General features: G+C 37.0%; 16 protein-coding genes. 8 read left to right on the forward strand and 8 right to left on the reverse strand.

Features of this window, described 5'->3' with window-relative positions; all coding sequences use genetic code 11:
- Window positions 1-2 precede the first annotated feature (2 nt).
- The 7 genes from IPH66_00665 to IPH66_00695 all read left to right on the forward strand — a co-directional run bounded on the left by IPH66_00665 (window position 3) and on the right by IPH66_00695 (window position 6,371).
- Window positions 3-3,113, forward strand: a complete 3,111-nt coding sequence (locus IPH66_00665) for an efflux RND transporter permease subunit (protein MBK7127864.1) — start codon at window positions 3-5, stop codon at window positions 3,111-3,113.
- Between the two features lie 85 nt (window positions 3,114-3,198).
- Window positions 3,199-3,567 (forward strand): hypothetical protein, encoded by a 369-nt coding sequence (locus IPH66_00670; protein MBK7127865.1) that lies wholly within the window; start codon window positions 3,199-3,201, stop codon window positions 3,565-3,567.
- Window positions 3,568-3,751: 184 nt separating this feature from the next.
- A complete protein-coding gene (locus IPH66_00675; GenBank protein MBK7127866.1) occupies window positions 3,752-4,132 on the forward strand; it encodes a cytochrome c in 381 nt (126 codons plus the stop codon).
- 8 nt (window positions 4,133-4,140) lie between these two features.
- Entirely contained in the window at window positions 4,141-5,061 is a 921-nt protein-coding gene (locus IPH66_00680; protein MBK7127867.1) for a hypothetical protein, read from the forward strand.
- Window positions 5,058-5,510 (forward strand): hypothetical protein, encoded by a 453-nt coding sequence (locus IPH66_00685; protein ID MBK7127868.1) that lies wholly within the window; start codon window positions 5,058-5,060, stop codon window positions 5,508-5,510. The genes IPH66_00680 and IPH66_00685 overlap by 4 nt, the downstream gene beginning before the upstream one ends.
- Before the next feature lie 5 nt (window positions 5,511-5,515).
- Window positions 5,516-5,920: a c-type cytochrome gene (locus IPH66_00690; GenBank protein MBK7127869.1), complete on the forward strand. Its 405-nt coding sequence runs from the start codon at window positions 5,516-5,518 to the stop codon at window positions 5,918-5,920.
- Between the two features lie 25 nt (window positions 5,921-5,945).
- Window positions 5,946-6,371, forward strand: coding sequence for a hypothetical protein (locus IPH66_00695; GenBank protein MBK7127870.1), 426 nt, complete (start codon window positions 5,946-5,948; stop codon window positions 6,369-6,371).
- Window positions 6,372-6,466: 95 nt separating this feature from the next.
- On the opposite strand, the gene IPH66_00700 is transcribed toward IPH66_00695, so the two are convergent.
- From IPH66_00700 to IPH66_00735, 8 genes are all read right to left on the reverse strand, one after another.
- The gene (locus IPH66_00700; GenBank protein ID MBK7127871.1) at window positions 6,467-6,868 is read right to left on the reverse strand and encodes a hypothetical protein; all 402 of its coding nucleotides are present in this window, start codon (window positions 6,866-6,868) and stop codon (window positions 6,467-6,469) included.
- Between the two features lie 80 nt (window positions 6,869-6,948).
- On the reverse strand, window positions 6,949-7,290 hold the full coding sequence (locus IPH66_00705) for a DUF86 domain-containing protein (GenBank protein ID MBK7127872.1): 342 nt from the start codon (window positions 7,288-7,290) through the stop codon (window positions 6,949-6,951).
- Complete coding sequence (locus tag IPH66_00710) at window positions 7,280-7,591, reverse strand: nucleotidyltransferase domain-containing protein (GenBank protein MBK7127873.1); 312 nt, start codon at window positions 7,589-7,591, stop codon at window positions 7,280-7,282. The genes IPH66_00705 and IPH66_00710 overlap by 11 nt, the downstream gene beginning before the upstream one ends.
- Window positions 7,592-7,734: 143 nt before the next feature.
- The gene (locus IPH66_00715) at window positions 7,735-9,792 is read right to left on the reverse strand and encodes a S9 family peptidase (GenBank protein ID MBK7127874.1); all 2,058 of its coding nucleotides are present in this window, start codon (window positions 9,790-9,792) and stop codon (window positions 7,735-7,737) included.
- A gap of 151 nt (window positions 9,793-9,943) precedes the next feature.
- Complete coding sequence (locus IPH66_00720) at window positions 9,944-11,158, reverse strand: ABC transporter permease (GenBank protein MBK7127875.1); 1,215 nt, start codon at window positions 11,156-11,158, stop codon at window positions 9,944-9,946.
- On the reverse strand, window positions 11,155-11,496 hold the full coding sequence (gene rbfA / locus IPH66_00725) for a 30S ribosome-binding factor RbfA (GenBank protein MBK7127876.1): 342 nt from the start codon (window positions 11,494-11,496) through the stop codon (window positions 11,155-11,157). Before rbfA ends, IPH66_00720 begins: the two co-directional genes overlap by 4 nt.
- 290 nt (window positions 11,497-11,786) lie before the next feature.
- Window positions 11,787-12,197, reverse strand: coding sequence for a hypothetical protein (locus tag IPH66_00730; GenBank protein ID MBK7127877.1), 411 nt, complete (start codon window positions 12,195-12,197; stop codon window positions 11,787-11,789).
- Between the two features lie 52 nt (window positions 12,198-12,249).
- A complete protein-coding gene (locus IPH66_00735) occupies window positions 12,250-13,026 on the reverse strand; it encodes a hypothetical protein (GenBank protein MBK7127878.1) in 777 nt (258 codons plus the stop codon).
- Between the two features lie 209 nt (window positions 13,027-13,235).
- Between IPH66_00735 and IPH66_00740 the strand changes: the two genes are divergently transcribed.
- A complete protein-coding gene (locus IPH66_00740) occupies window positions 13,236-15,095 on the forward strand; it encodes an ABC transporter ATP-binding protein (GenBank protein ID MBK7127879.1) in 1,860 nt (619 codons plus the stop codon).
- Window positions 15,096-15,258 lie beyond the last annotated feature (163 nt).

Raw genomic sequence — 15,258 nt, forward strand, 5'->3', positions numbered from 1 at the left:
TTATGAATCTGACAGATATTTCTATAAAAAGACCCTCACTGATCATTGTAATGTTCAGTGTATTCACATTACTTGGTGTGATAGGATTCATGAATCTGAGCTATGAATTAATGCCGGATTTTAATCAGCCGGTTGTTGTGATCCGGACTATTTATCCGGGTGCTGAACCTGAAGAAGTAGAAAGTTCAGTTTCAAAAAAAATTGAAGATGCTTTATCTAATCTTGAAGGAGTTGATTTTGTCGTTACTAAATCAATGCCCAATGCTTCAGTAATTATTGTCAACCTGAAATACGGAACAGATTTGGATAAAACCATGCAGGATGCGCAGCGCTTTATTGATAATATCAGAAAAGATTTACCTGCAGATATTCAAAGTCCGGTGATGAGCAAAGTTTCACCCAATGATTTGCCCATGATGTCAGTGAGTGTAACAAGTAATTTGAATGGCACTGATTTTTATCAGCAGTTAAAAGAAGATATTCTTCCGCAAATTCAGCAGATAAAAGGTGTTGCAGAGATCACCGTATTAGGGGCAGAAGAACGTGAGATTCAGGTTTTGGTTGATCAGGATAAACTGAGATATTACAAGGTGAGTATGCAGCTGGTGGTTGAGGCAATTAACCGCTCAGGGTTGGATATTCCGGCTGGAAAAGTTGAGTCTGATTATACAAGTAATTCTGTTCGGTATATTGGTAAATTTTCATCCATAGAAGATATTCAGAACGTGATGATCTCTATGCCTGTTGCGGGTAGTCCGGTATATGTAAAAGATGTTGCTGTTGTTGAAGATCATGTTGCTGATCAAACTTCTTACAGTCGGTACAATGGTCAGGCAGGAATTGGATTACTCATCAAAAAGCAAGGTGATGCAAATGCTGTAGATGTTTCATCTGCAATTCGTGATAAATTTAAAGAGATTGAATCTCAAAATGCGTCATCTGATTTACAATTTATAATTGCCGATGATAGCACAGATAATACCATAGCTGCAGTAAATTCTGTTGTTGAAGATTTGATTCTTGCCGTTATTCTGGTATCTGTTGTGATGTTGCTTTTTTTGAGAAGCTTCAGAAATTCACTCATTGTATTAATTGCAATTCCAACATCGCTCATTACTGCTTTTGCGGTGATGTGGTTTCTTGGTTATACCTTGAACTTGATGACCTTGTTGGCCATGTCGCTCATCATTGGAATTCTGGTGGATGATGCAACGGTTGTGCTTGAAAATATTCAACGACACCTGGATATGGGTAAAGAAAAACGTACAGCCGCAATGGACGGCAGAATGGAGATTGGTTTTTCTGCTTTGTCTATCACGCTGGTTGATGTGGTAGTTTTTTTACCCATTTTATTTCTTCAGGTTTTTGTAGCTGATATGCTTAAGCAATTTTCAGTTGTTGTAATTACTTCTACCATGACAAGTTTGTTAGTCGGCTTCACATTAACGCCTTGGCTAGCATCACGAATTGGGAAAAAAGAAGATCTGAGACCAACAAATTTCTTCAACAAGTTTTTACTTTGGTTTGAGCGTCAGTTAGAAAAATTCACAAACGGTTATGGTAATGTTTTGAAGTGGACACTCAATCACAAATTGATTTTTGGGGGCATCCTTGTTTTTCTTTTTGTCATTACCGGTCTGATCATGAAGCAAGGCATTATTGGTAAAGAATTAATTTCCACCGGTGATCAGGGAAAATTCAGATTGAGTCTTGAATACGATAAATCAATTTCGCTGGATGAGAATTTATTCACATCAACTCAAGTAGAAAATTATCTCAATGATCAACCTGAAATACAAAGCGTATTCAGCAATATTGGCGGTCCCGGCACAGGTATTGGAAATTTGGGAGTGGGCGCCGCAAATAAAACCGAATTTACCATTCAATTGATATCTGCTGAAGAGAGAAACCATCAGGCTACGGAAGAATATATGCAAATATTGAGAGAAAATATGCAACATCAATTTCCGGGTATAAATTTTTCAATGGCAAGTCTTGGTTTGATTCCACGATCAGCACCTATTGAGTTAACACTTAGCGGACCTGATGAAGAAGAGTTAAGGCTGACAGCACAAAATTTAAAAACAGCTATTGAAAATATTCCGGGATCAGATAATGTACAACTTTCTGTTGAAGAGGGAAATCCTGAATACCGTGTGGTACCTGATAAAGATAGAATGCAGCGATTTGGTTTAAACAGTGCGTATACCGGTTTGAATTTACGCACAGCGTTAACAGGTAATGATCAGGCAACGCTGACAGAAAATGGTGATGAATATCCGGTGCGTATTTGGTATAGTCAATTTGATCGCAGCAATCCTGATGACATTGAAAATATTACTGTCATTAATCCAATGGGTATTCCGGTTGAGTTGAGACAATTTGCAGATGTTGTACAAGAAAATTCCCCTTCAATGCTTGAGAGAAAAGACAGACAACCGGCTGTAACACTAACATCGGATGCGCTGGGTCGTCCTTCAGGTTCTGTTGCAGATGAGGTGATTGCCTACATCAATGAAAATCCTTTACCGCAAGGTGTGAGTATGACATGGGGTAGTGATATCAAAAGACAACAGGATAGTTTTGGAGCTTTAGGTTCTGTTTTGGCTATTTCATTTCTGCTGATTTATTTAATTATGGTGGCGCTTTATGATAGTTTTATTTACCCTTTTGTCGTTCTGTTTTCTATTCCTGTTGCAGTGATTGGTGCTTTTCTTGCACTCAATCTAACTATGAATCATCTCAGTCTGTTTGCTCTTTTAGGTTTAATTATGTTAATGGGATTGGTAGTGAAAAATGCTATATTAATTGTTGACTTCACCAATCAACTCAAAGCCGGAGGAATGCATTACAAAGAAGCATTAATAGTTGCCGGTAAAGGCCGAATGAGACCCATCTTGATGACAACACTTTCTATGGTGATTGGTATGTTGCCAATTGCCATGGCCAGAGGAACAGCGGCAGAATGGAAAAATGGCTTGGCATGGGTGATCATCGGCGGTTTGATGTCTTCATTGATATTAACTGTTTTTCTGGTGCCTGTGGTATATTATCTTGTTGATAGCGTGAAAGAAAAGTTTTCACGTACTTCTCAAATTCAACCGGCCGCTTAAAATATTTTTTTAATGGACCAACTTTTCAGGCGTATGACCTATCTCATTTTTAAAGCAGATGTTGTTCTGTAATTTTGTATTTGAAGTGAAAAAAATATTCAGCATATTGATCTTATCCAGCATCTTGATTTCTACCGGAAGTCAGTCGCTGATATTTTTTCATTACCTGCTTAATAAGGCTGAAATCACTGAGAAATACTGCGTGAATAAAAACAAGCCTGAAAAAAAATGTCACGGTCAATGTCATCTCAACAAACAGATGAAGCAGGTTGAAGAGCAAGAACAAATTCCCGTGAATCCATTAAAAGAAAAAGCTGAATTGCAACTTTTTGCACAAGATTATAAGGACTTAAGTTTTGATAATTATCTTGTTTTTGAAAACCAATTTTACGGTTATCAGGCAATTCTTTCTGACAGACATCTTCCGTCTGTTGATCATCCTCCTCTAGGTTAATTTGCTTTTTTTCTCTTGAATTATTTTGAGTGCTCGTTGAGCGCACAAGTGGCTGTGTGAACATCTATGATTTGCATTTTCGCTTGCCTGAATTCATTTCCTGAGAATGTGTGCGCTTTGATGTTATCTGAAATCAGATTCAAAGTGTGATCAATTTTTTTCTTCAATAACAAATTTAAATTGTATGATGTATTTGTGGATGCTGCTGTCCTGGCACGTTTTAACGGTCGGTGATCAGGAGCCTTGGGTTGCACCTGAGACTGCAGCCGAGGTAAAAAATCCGGTAGAAGCCGGAACTAAATCTTTACAAACCGGAAAAAAAATCTATACCAGTTTTTGCTGGTCATGTCATGGAACCACCGGCTTGGGTGATGGCCCTGCTGCGGCGGGTATGGATCCAAAACCTGTGGCGTTCAATACGTCTGAATTTCAGAATCAAACCGATGGAGCAATTTTCTGGAAAATTTCTGAAGGACGCGGAAACATGGCTTCATACAAATCAATGCTGTCATCAACTGAACGATGGAGTGTTGTCAATTATTTACGCACACTTAAAACAGAATAGGAGAGAATATGAAAAAACACATTTATACTTTACGAATCCTTGTTGTCATGATGATAATTTTTCTGAATGGAAACATTGTCGCTCAAGAGGATTCAGAGAAAGAATTTGCTGAACAAGTTTTTGGAAGTTCACAACTCATCAATTCACAAACTGCTGTTATTCCTGCAGCAGGAACATGGCGTTTTGGTATTCAGCATCGCTTTGGAAAAATTGGCTTAGATTCATCTATCACGCAACAATTTCTGGGTTTGGATTTACCTTCAGTGATTCGCTTTTCTTTTGGCTGGACATTGGGTGATCGTCTTGCGCTGGATATTGGTCGCACCAATCATTTAAAAACGTATGATCTGGAATTGAAATATCTCATTGCAAGACAAACAACTAATTTCAGAATGCCTTTCAATATTGCTTTTTATTTCAATGCAGCGTATCGTACTGAAAGGTTTCCTGCTGTTCCGGCTAATGCCTATTTTGAAGATGATACAACGGTGTTTGTGTACAAACCGTCACATCGGTTGTCGTACAATTCACAATTAATTTTTTCATCAAAAATCACAGATAAATTTTCAGTTCAGTTGAGTCCTATTTTTATTTATGAAAATCTGGCTGATCCTTATACTGATAATTTCACTTTGGTATTATCTGCCGGTGCACGGTATAAACTAGGTTTCTCATCAGCCATTGTTGCTGAGTATGCTTATGTATTCAATAATAGAGGGGAAGCAAAATTTTATGATCCATTTTCTTTAGGTGTTGAATTTGGTACAGTAGGGCATAGTTTTCAAATTTTTATTAGCAATGCTCCACGTATTCTGGAATCTCACATTTACACAATAAGCTCTGTAAATATTGCAGCAGGTGAATTTCTGATTGGGTTCAATTTGAAAAGATCTTTCTGGAATAAAAAATCTTCTCAATCAAGTTTATGAAAAAATTTCAGCTAAAAATTACTAGTCTATTTGCAATTGCAGTGATGTTTTTTTCATGCGCAAAAGATGAGGGGCCATTTGTAAAATTTATTCCACCGGTGAATGACACGGTACCGGATGTGCAAGATTCTATTCCCGCACCAACCGAGTATAGTTATACCATCAGTTTTTGGACAGATGTTAAACCCATTTTTACCGGCAATTGTGTGATGATGTGTCACAATATGGAACATCCAAAATTAGATCTTCGTCCTCCGGTGGCGTATGATCAATTATTAACTAACGGAAGCAGCGCACCCTATGTAATGCCTATGGCGCCGGCAACATCTAATCTTTATTTACATCTCACCGGAGAATATGAATTAATGCCGCAAGGCGGACCCAAACTTTCTCAAGGAAAAATTGACACCATCTATACCTGGATTGCGCAAGGTGCGCTTGATAATTAATGTTTATGAAAAAAGTAATCTACTTTCAAATAATCGTGCTGATGAGTATTTCTTTACTCACGCAATCATGTAATAAAGATGAAGGACCATTTTATCCTGATATGGATAATAGCATTGATACTATTGATCTAAGTTATGCAAATGATATCCAACCAATTTTCAATACCTATTGCACCGCTTGTCATAATGCATCACACGCAAAATTGAATTTGTTGTCATGCTGTTCGTATGAACAACTTTGGGATGAAGGTTTTAGTGCGCCATATATTGATACGGTGAGTATTGAAACAGGGAATCTGTATAAGCACATCACAGGCTCATTGTCAGCCATGCCGCCATCAGGCTTAATGCCCGAATATGAAATCAATAAAATATATCAATGGATTGCTCAGGGAGCAGAAAATAATTAGGAAATAAAATTAAAATAAATTGAATATGAACTCAACAAAAAAAATCTACTACGGTACTATCATGTTTATCGCATCAATATTTATTGTTACAAGTTGCGCAAAAGAAAAACCTGAAGATCCGGTTGAACCGGTTGCCGATACAACGGATCCCGTGATTACCTACCTAACAACAATTGAATCTTTATATGGCACTAGTCAAAAAGTGATCATTGATTTCAAAGTAAATGATGAGACAAAATTGAAGTCAGTTGAATTGACCGTGAAGAATACCACCATAGATTCAATTTATTTACATAGAATGGATATGAACGATGCCAAAGAATTTTTTGTAAAAGATTCTATTGTCACTAATCTGACAACCACCATGGCCAATTTCACAGTTGCAATTGAAGCCATAGATTCAGCCGGGAATATTGCCTCATCGAGCAAAGGTTTTCACGTGATGGACTAATTAAGCTCTATGATTAAATTTTAAAACCTGTTTTTTAGAAGTTCTCAGGTTTTTAAAACCGGGTGTCGGGAGTGGCATCCGGTTTTTTGTTTTTATCAATCTAATTTTGCCTGTTTCTGCTCAAGCATTTTCTTAAATTTCAGCAGTGCTTTTCCATCAACAAGAATTTTGCTGTAGTGCAATTTTCTATCAAAATCATTTGCATGCACCATGATGTTGCCATGTTCAAATTTTATATCGTCTGCTGAGTTGAATTTTGCTCTTCGCCGCGGCATACCAAATTGATTGTTCACCCATATTTCATTTTCTGTAACCACGATATAAGGTAAAAAATACATAGGTAAACTGAGCACCAGCAATGCAATCACAATGAACCAGGTTTCACCCGTAGTTTTGTATCCTTTTTGCTCAGCCAAATAGGCAAGTACACCAATCAGAACAGCCAGCGCAACGGGCAGTGAAACGATGAGTTTATTGTATCCGATTTTTATTGACATGAATTAAATGTTGAATGAATTGTTGCCTCAATTTGTTTAGAAATAAACTATAAAAATAATTCTTTGTTCCCAGTTATTTATTATCCATTCTTGCGGATTAATTTAATTTCATTTGAAAGTATGGGAATGTCTTTTTGAATAATTGACAAAATGAGTTCACAATCAACCGAATCATATGCGTGTGCTATGATATTTCGTATACCAATAATTTTCTTGGCAAAAGTGATTTGAATAGATGGCTTATAGGAAAATAATTTTCGTAAAGCTTCACCAATTATTTCCAAATCTCTCTCAACGGCGCGTTGAAGAACGATATCCTTTTGAAAAATAGAGAAATCATTAGATGAAGTTGTCTTGATTGATTCAATCTCTTGAATAACAGATTCGATATTCAGGATATATTTCAGTATTTCAGGCCGCATACAAGTCAATTTTTGACTTATAAATCTCTTCCTTCAGCACTGGGTTTTTTAGAGTTTTTACATTGAGAAGATCAATTTGTCGGCCGGTTATTTTTTCCAAATGTTCCTTTAGTGAGAAGTAATTATCTGCGTAGTCGATTAGAGGTATTTCTTCTGAAAATTCAACTAAAAAATCGACATCACTACTGTCATGCATAGAATTTTTTGCGGCAGAGCCAAAAAGAGAAACTGATTTAACACCATGTTTTCGACAAAGTGAAATAATTTCTACTAAATTATTTGAAATAAAAGGCGCCAACATATTTCAAAGATATTGAATTTTTGTCAAAAATCACGGCTTAGGTTGGTTATAAGCCTTTGCATGACAACAATATCTGCAAAAGTGCGAGGCCTGAAAGTGTTCTTCAAAATCAACCTATAACCAATCAAATGCGTTGATGGGGTCTATTTCAAGTGCTTATCTAACCACGCATAAAATTCACGATGCCAAATGATGGCATTTTGCGGTTGCAATACAAAGTGATTTTCATCCGGAAACAAAATGAGTTTACTTTCAATGCCTTTGAGTTGCAATGCCTGAAAGGCTTCAAGGCCTTGGTTAAGCGGAACACGAAAGTCTTGCTCACCATGAAAAATTAGCATAGGCGTGTTCCAGTTTTCTACTTTGCGGTGAGGTGAATTGTCAATATATTCTTGTGTCAATTTCACATTATAATATTCACCACCAATATCACTGTTTGCAAAAAATAATTCTTCAGTTGTACCATACCAACTTTCTAAATTGAATAATCCGCAGTGAGATATAAAACACTTGAAACGGTTTTCATGCACGCCTGCAAGATAGTAAACTGAGTAACCTCCATAACTTGCACCAACGGCACCAATTTTATCTGCATTGATATAGGGTTCTTTTTTCATTTCATCTACCGCTGCCAAATAATCTTCAATAGGTTGTCCTCCCCAGTCTTCACGTATGGCGTCGTTCCACTCTTGTCCAAATCCCGGCAAGCCTCTCCGGTTTGGTGCAATGACAATATAACCATGTGCAGCCATTAACTGAAAATTCCAACGGTATGAAAAAAATTGTGACACCGCACTTTGTGGTCCACCCTGGCAATAAAGTAATGCCGGATATTTTTTTGTTTTATCAAAATCTGGCGGATAAATAATCCACACCAATTCTTTTTTTCCATCGGTGGTGGTTATCCATCTTTTTTCTATAGGTCCGGTTTTTATCTTGTCATAAATTTCTTTGTTCACATCGGTAATGGCTGTTTGTTCACCTTTTTTCAATGATACTTTGTAAATATCCAATGGATGATTCATGTTTTGTCTTCCGCCAATTAAATAATCACCGGCAAATGAAATTGAGGTATAGTCATGATCTCCGGTGGTAAGTTGTTTTGATTGTTTTGATTTCATATCATATTCAAATAACTGAAATGTTGCTTCAGTTACTGATTTGAAATACATTTTATCTCCCTTAGGTGACCAGCAAAAAGCACTCACTGTTAAATCAAAACCGGCAGTTAAATTGGTAATTTGTTTAGTAGTTAAATCATATACTACAATATCATTTTTATCAGCTTCATAACCATCTGTTTTCATGCTCAGCCAAGCAATTTTAGAGCCGTCGGCAGCGTAGGCAGGGTCAACATCATAGCCTTTCATGCCTTCTGATAAATTAGTGGTAGTTTTTGCTGCAATGTCATAGGCGTAAATGTCAGAGTTGGTACTGGTAGCAAATTCTTTTCCTGAAAATTTTTTGCACACATACAAAATAGTTTTGTTGTCAGGTGAAATAGTAAAATGTTCAATTCCGCCCATAGGTTTTAGCGGACAATCAAAAATTTCACCGCTCATTATATCGGTCCCTTCTGCCTGAACTTTACCATCTACTAAGGGTGAAAAAAACACATGTGATCTTATGCCGTCCTCCCACTCACTCCAATGGCGGTACATCAAATCTTCATAAATACGCACGTTTGATTCAGGCATGTCCGTATGTATTTCTGCACCCGTGTATTTTTCTGTTTTTACATCTTTTGAATACACCAGCAAGGTTTGATCTGCTGATAATTTATAACCGCTTATTCCGTCAGCAATGAATGAAACTTGTTGTGTTATCTTGCCATCTGTACTAATTGAAAAAATATTCATTCCCTGTTCAGCTTTTGCAATATAGAAAATTGATTTGCCGTCTTTAGCCCAGGTAATATTGTACTCAGTGCCTTTTGTAGTTGTAAGTTGACTAATGATTCCACCCGCAACGGGTACCAAATAAATATTGCTTTCTGATGAATTTTCTGCCACGTTATATTCGCGCAAGGTAAACGCCACGGTAGAGTAATCAGGTGAAACAGCAATCTCACCTATGCGTTTTAATTTCCACAGCAAGTCTTCCGTTAGTCTGTCTTGTGGCAATCGGTTTGATGTACTTTGCGCAAATGTTGTCCCTGCTAAAAGGGTTAATGTAAATAGCAAAAATTTTCTCGCGTTCATGGGGTTTATAGTTTTAATGCTTGTTCGTTTTGATAAAATTAAGCAATATTACATTACCTGATTATTTTTGTTTCATTGAAAACAACTGGTTGTCATCTGCTATAGTATTTTCACAAGAATTACCGTATCTCTACAGTAGGCAATGGCCCTATCATTCCACCACCTGCCTAATCAAAAATTTGCTTGGTAAATAAGATACCAATGCACCCAGCACGCAGGTAATGCTCAAAATTAAAATCAAATCAGTCAGTTCAAAATAAACCGGAAAAATTTCTTGCAATTCTTCATCCAACATAACAAAGCCAAATGTTTGTTGTAAAAAACAAATACCATAACCAAGTCCTAGCCCCAGTGCCAGCCCAAAAAAGTTTATCAATAATCCTTCATAAAAAAATATGCGCACTAACTGAATTTTTGTAGCGCCCATGGCCCTTATGGTTTGTAAATTATTTCTCTTCTCAAGCACCAGCATTGTGATGGATGAAACCAAAGTAAACGTTACCATAAAAAATATAAAAGTCAAAAACAAAACAATCAACCATTTTTCCATCTGGCTGGTTTGGTAAATCAATTGGTTTTGTTCAAAATGCGTACGCACTTTAAATCCTTTACCTAGTAAGGCTGACAGTTCTAATTTTTTTGACTCCAGGTCAGTTCCCTCTTCAAACTGCATTTCAATTGCGCTAATTTCATTATTAAAGTTTAGCACCTCTTCAGCAAAAGCCAGCGGAACCACCAGCACACTTTCATCAACACGGTTATTAAACGCAAATGCACCGGCAATTGAAATTTTTGATGTCGTAAATCCATCAATACTTCCGGTTTTTATTTTTTCATTTTTGTTAGGTACATAAATGGTAATTACATCATACGGTATATCTTGTTGAGTAATGTAACCGGCTAAATTTATCAAAGCGCCAACACCAATTATGCCCAATTCTCCAAATTCATCTTCCAACAAAGCTTCCCCATCTTGCAAGTGATCTTCCATTTCACTCATTGCAATAAAAGGCGGTTCAACACCTTTCATCAAGCCAATAATAAATTGCTCTTCATTTTTAAGAATCACAATTTCTTCAATCACCTCTGTGCTGTTAACTAAACCATCCACTTCATAAATTGTAGGCGGAACGTAATCACGGCTAAAGCTTTTTGTTTTGACTGATTCAATGCGTATATCCTGCTCATACGCACTGTTAATCTCCATCACAAAATGTTCAAGTCCGTTAAAGGCTGACAGCACTATAACTAGTGCCATAGTTGAAATAGCAATGCCCACCACTGATATGGTTGAAATAATATTAATGGCATTGTGCGTTTTCTTTGAAAACAGGTAACGTTTGGCTATGAAAAATGAGGCGTTCATTTTCCCTTCAACAGTTTGTCTATTTTTTCTGAATAATCCAGTGAGTCATCTATCTCAAATGCAAATTCCGGAATTTTTCGCAGCGTTTTCCCCAGGCGTTTTCCCATCTCATACCTTATTTGAGGTTTGTGGTGGTTAATATTATCAAACACCACTTTTCGGTCAGGCACACCAAAAATGCTTAAAAAAACTTTTGCAAATGACAAGTCAGGCGCAACTCTCACGGCAGTGGCAGTAACCATTGCACCCTTGCACACCGTGCGTGACTCTTCTCTGAAATAGGTGCTGAATTCTTGTTGAATAAGCGCCTCAAATTTCTGCTGTCTAATTGAACCCATGGTGCAAAAGTACGTATTCTGCGCCGTAGTTCAATCAGCTTAATGTCACACCCATTGGTTAACCAAAAATCAAACTTTCAGCTCGCTTTTGAATCAGGTCATTTGTGTGATATAAAAAATTTTCAGGCTGCCCGGGCGCGCTTTCCGCTCTTAGTTGCGCATTTGCTTTTCTGTTCAGCTGTATTTGTTGAAGTAGCTTCCCTTGGTCGCTCATCAACAAATCGCTTCACAAAAAAATCAAACACGCAAGCTATCCGCTGCAATCGCTGGCAGGGGTTGAGTATTCCGCATTAAAAAAGTTCTCCATTATAAACATTCAATGGAATTTCCATATCAAGTAATTCAATTGAATATTCTCTTGCATCTTGAATTGGACGCATTATTTGCCCAAATGATTTTTTATCCTTTGTTATGTAGCCATCTATTCCCCTGTTGTATATTTGAGCAATCAGTTTGCAATCATCCTTGATAACATTTCGTTCTATATTGGCTACTTGTTTTTTGTTATCAATCAATATAGCGTGGAATTCACCTGCGGTTTTTCCATCAAAAAAATCGAACGGAATAATCTTAACAAATTCTATTGGCAAGTTGTTAGCATCGTCCTTAACTGAATATTCTGCAATAACAATCGTTGACAAGTACATATCAATTTTCTTTTCAAGAAAATACTTGAAATAATCCTTTGCATTTTGATGCAAAGGATCATTGTTTTTGAGCAGTCTTATACAGAATGATGTGTCAAGTAGAATACTATCCATTTGCACCTCCCCGTATTTGTTTCAACCACAAATCCACATTAGTTACAGGGTTCCATACAACTGAAGCTCGATTTATCAATAGATCTAATTTATGCTCGTTGTAGTTTGGATTATAAGTTATATAATCAATAAGTTTTAAATCAAACGGTTTTCCATCTTCAAGATTTTGCTTGCCTTTTGCTCGTACGCCATAAATTTTGAACAATCGCTTCTCTCCTTCTAATAGTTGTTGCTCTGTTGCACTGATAATTAATTTACCATATTCTTTAGTTAATAAGTGAAAATTAGGATTATTTCCGCCCTCTTCATTGATCTTACCGTACAAAATAAACTCAGTTTCAATATAGGTTGCTGCAACTCTAAAATATGAAGTCTCTTTATTGATGATTAAAATAGGTTCTGTAAATGATGAGCTTAAAAATGAAATTTCAAGATTGTTTTCAGCTGCTTTGCGTTGAAATTTGTCAATAATTTCTGCTCTTTTGTTGTCTAAAAAATCTACATTGCCCCTGTTTTTAATTTCTGCTGTAATACCGTTAAAAAGTAACACTGCTGAAATTGGAAGATAAAAAACATTTCTGGCTGATCCCTCCTCAAGCTTGTAAGAAATATGTGGTCGTTCAGCCTTTTCATTCCTTGTCGGATATAAAAAAGTTTCAACATCGTTAATTATTTCTTTAATTTCAGAAATATCAATATCGTTGGGCTTTAGTCGTTTCTTTCCAACTACACCTTCTATTTTAACTTCTATGAATCCCTGTTCTTCCACAACGTAAATTTACATAAATTAATCAAATCATGACATCCTCTTTTATCGCAATAGTGAATAGAAAGCTAACCGCTGCAATCGCTGGCAGGGTCTTTCGGGTAGGCGCAAGTAGGTCATCCAGTAGGCGCAGGTCGCGACCTGCGGCTACTGGAAAACTAAAATGTATATTCAATATGGAATAAGCTCAAAATTCAAATTAACTTTGGCTTGTGAAAGGTTTCTCGCAAATATTTAAACTGGCTTTTGCTTATCGCAGTCATGCCCTCATGGTTATCATGTTTAATTTTCTGTTTGCCATTTTTAATCTTTTATCACTTGTATTGTTTGTTCCTTTTCTTGAATTAATTTTTAAAGAAGATAGCGCTGATAAACTTGAAACTATTGTAAAACCAAATTGGGAAACGCGTGAAGGCTTCATTGAATATTTTAAAGATTATTTTGAATACCTGCAGGCTGACTTCATTGAGGTGCACGGTAAAGGCGGCGCACTTGCATTTATTTGCATGGCAGTGCTCATGGCGTTTTTTCTAAAAAACCTCACCCGTTACGGTGCCATTTGGTATCAGTCATACCTGCGCATGGCGGTTGTGCGTGATCTCAGAAAACAACTTTTTGGCAAAGCCATTCATCTACCCTTGTCTTATTATTCTGAAGAAAAAAAAGGGAACCTGCTTGCCCGTATGACGTCTGATTTGAATGAAATTGAAGTAGCCGTGGTATATGTGCTTGAAATGATATTCAGAGAGCCTATTTCAATAGCCATTGCATTAACCATTCTCTTTTATTGGAGTGCTGAACTCACCTTGTTTTCACTTATTCTTATGCCGGTGAGTGCATTTTTTATTTCACGTATTGGCAAAAGTTTAAAACGCACATCAGCCAAAGGTCAGGCTCAAATGGGACAAGTACTTTCTGTTATTGAAGAATCGCTCGGCGGTGTGCGTATCATAAAAGCATTCAACGCTGAAAAAACATCTGAAAAAAGATTAGAAAAAGAAAATAATCATCACCAAAATTTAATTACCCGCACCTTCAGAAAAAGAGATCTTGCATCACCATTGAATGAATTTTTAGGAGCATCTGTTTTAATAGCCATTGTCTATTATGGCGGTAAAATAATTCTTGAACAACACGGTGGTTCCACCGGTATGACAGGTGATGAATTTATTGCTTTTATCATCGTATTCTCTCAACTGCTGCGCCCGGTGAGCGGTATTGCAAGTGGCATGGCAGCATTGAGCAAAGGCTCAGCAAGTATTGATAGAATCAACCAAGTGCTTGATGTAACTGACACCATAAAAGATCCTGAAAAACCAATTTCAAAAAATTCATTTGAACATGAAATTTCATTTCAAGAGGTAAATTTCGCATATGCTGATGAGCCGGTTTTAAAAAACATATCATTTACATTACCTAAGGGAAAAACGCTTGCTTTGGTGGGTGAATCAGGCAGTGGTAAGTCAACCATTTCTGATCTCATACCACGTTTTTATGATGTGCAATCAGGCGCAGTGAAAATTGACGGAACTGATGTGCGCCAGATGCTGAAAAAAGATGTGCGCTCACTCATGAGTATGGTCACCCAAGAATCTATTTTGTTCAATGATAGCATCCGCAATAATATTGCCTTCGGTCGTCCTGACGCTAGTGATGAAGATATTATTGCTGCCGCTAAAGTTGCCAATGCGCATGAATTTATCACCGCTTTTGAAAACGGGTACAACACCCAGGTTGGTGACCGCGGCAATAAATTATCAGGCGGACAAAAACAACGCATTTGTATTGCGCGCGCCGTTTTAACCAATGCACCCATCATGATTTTAGATGAGGCTACTTCAGCGCTTGATACTGAATCTGAAAAATTGGTGCAGGCAGCCCTAGATCAACTAATGAAAAATCGCACTTCACTGGTTATTGCGCATCGTCTTAGCACTATCAAAAATGCTGATCATATCATCGTTCTTCGCAAAGGTGAAATTGTAGAACAAGGTACGCATGCACAACTTATTGCAGCAGGTGGTTATTACAAATCTCTCTGTGAAATCCAACAAGTTATTGATCATCAATAATTGGCAAGCCTATTATTATTTGTTTAAAATGCAGGTGCAAATCGTACCAAAGAAAATAATTATTCCTTTTAGGCTGTAAATTCATCATTGGGTATGGCGTTTTTAAATCAATACCTGCTATCTAAACTCAGGTTACTACAAGTTTTAGCAAAAAATTAACGAT

It is taken from the genome of Crocinitomicaceae bacterium (assembly GCA_016708105.1).
Lineage (GTDB): Bacteria > Bacteroidota > Bacteroidia > Flavobacteriales_D > Crocinitomicaceae > JADJGJ01.

What these genes read in the sequence shown, in the direction of transcription:
- IPH66_00665 (MBK7127864.1), top strand. Translation starts at nt 3, where the DNA reads ATGAATCTGACAGATATTTCTATAAAAAGACCCTCACTGATCATTGTA.
- IPH66_00675 (MBK7127866.1), top strand. Translation starts at nt 3,752, where the DNA reads ATGATGTATTTGTGGATGCTGCTGTCCTGGCACGTTTTAACGGTCGGT.
- IPH66_00680 (MBK7127867.1), top strand. Translation starts at nt 4,141, where the DNA reads ATGAAAAAACACATTTATACTTTACGAATCCTTGTTGTCATGATGATA.
- IPH66_00685 (MBK7127868.1), top strand. Translation starts at nt 5,058, where the DNA reads ATGAAAAAATTTCAGCTAAAAATTACTAGTCTATTTGCAATTGCAGTG.
- IPH66_00690 (MBK7127869.1), top strand. Translation starts at nt 5,516, where the DNA reads ATGAAAAAAGTAATCTACTTTCAAATAATCGTGCTGATGAGTATTTCT.
- IPH66_00695 (MBK7127870.1), top strand. Translation starts at nt 5,946, where the DNA reads ATGAACTCAACAAAAAAAATCTACTACGGTACTATCATGTTTATCGCA.
- IPH66_00700 (MBK7127871.1), bottom strand. Translation starts at nt 6,868, where the DNA reads ATGTCAATAAAAATCGGATACAATAAACTCATCGTTTCACTGCCCGTT.
- IPH66_00705 (MBK7127872.1), bottom strand. Translation starts at nt 7,290, where the DNA reads ATGCGGCCTGAAATACTGAAATATATCCTGAATATCGAATCTGTTATT.
- IPH66_00710 (MBK7127873.1), bottom strand. Translation starts at nt 7,591, where the DNA reads ATGTTGGCGCCTTTTATTTCAAATAATTTAGTAGAAATTATTTCACTT.
- IPH66_00715 (MBK7127874.1), bottom strand. Translation starts at nt 9,792, where the DNA reads ATGAACGCGAGAAAATTTTTGCTATTTACATTAACCCTTTTAGCAGGG.
- IPH66_00720 (MBK7127875.1), bottom strand. Translation starts at nt 11,158, where the DNA reads ATGAACGCCTCATTTTTCATAGCCAAACGTTACCTGTTTTCAAAGAAA.
- rbfA (MBK7127876.1), bottom strand. Translation starts at nt 11,496, where the DNA reads ATGGGTTCAATTAGACAGCAGAAATTTGAGGCGCTTATTCAACAAGAA.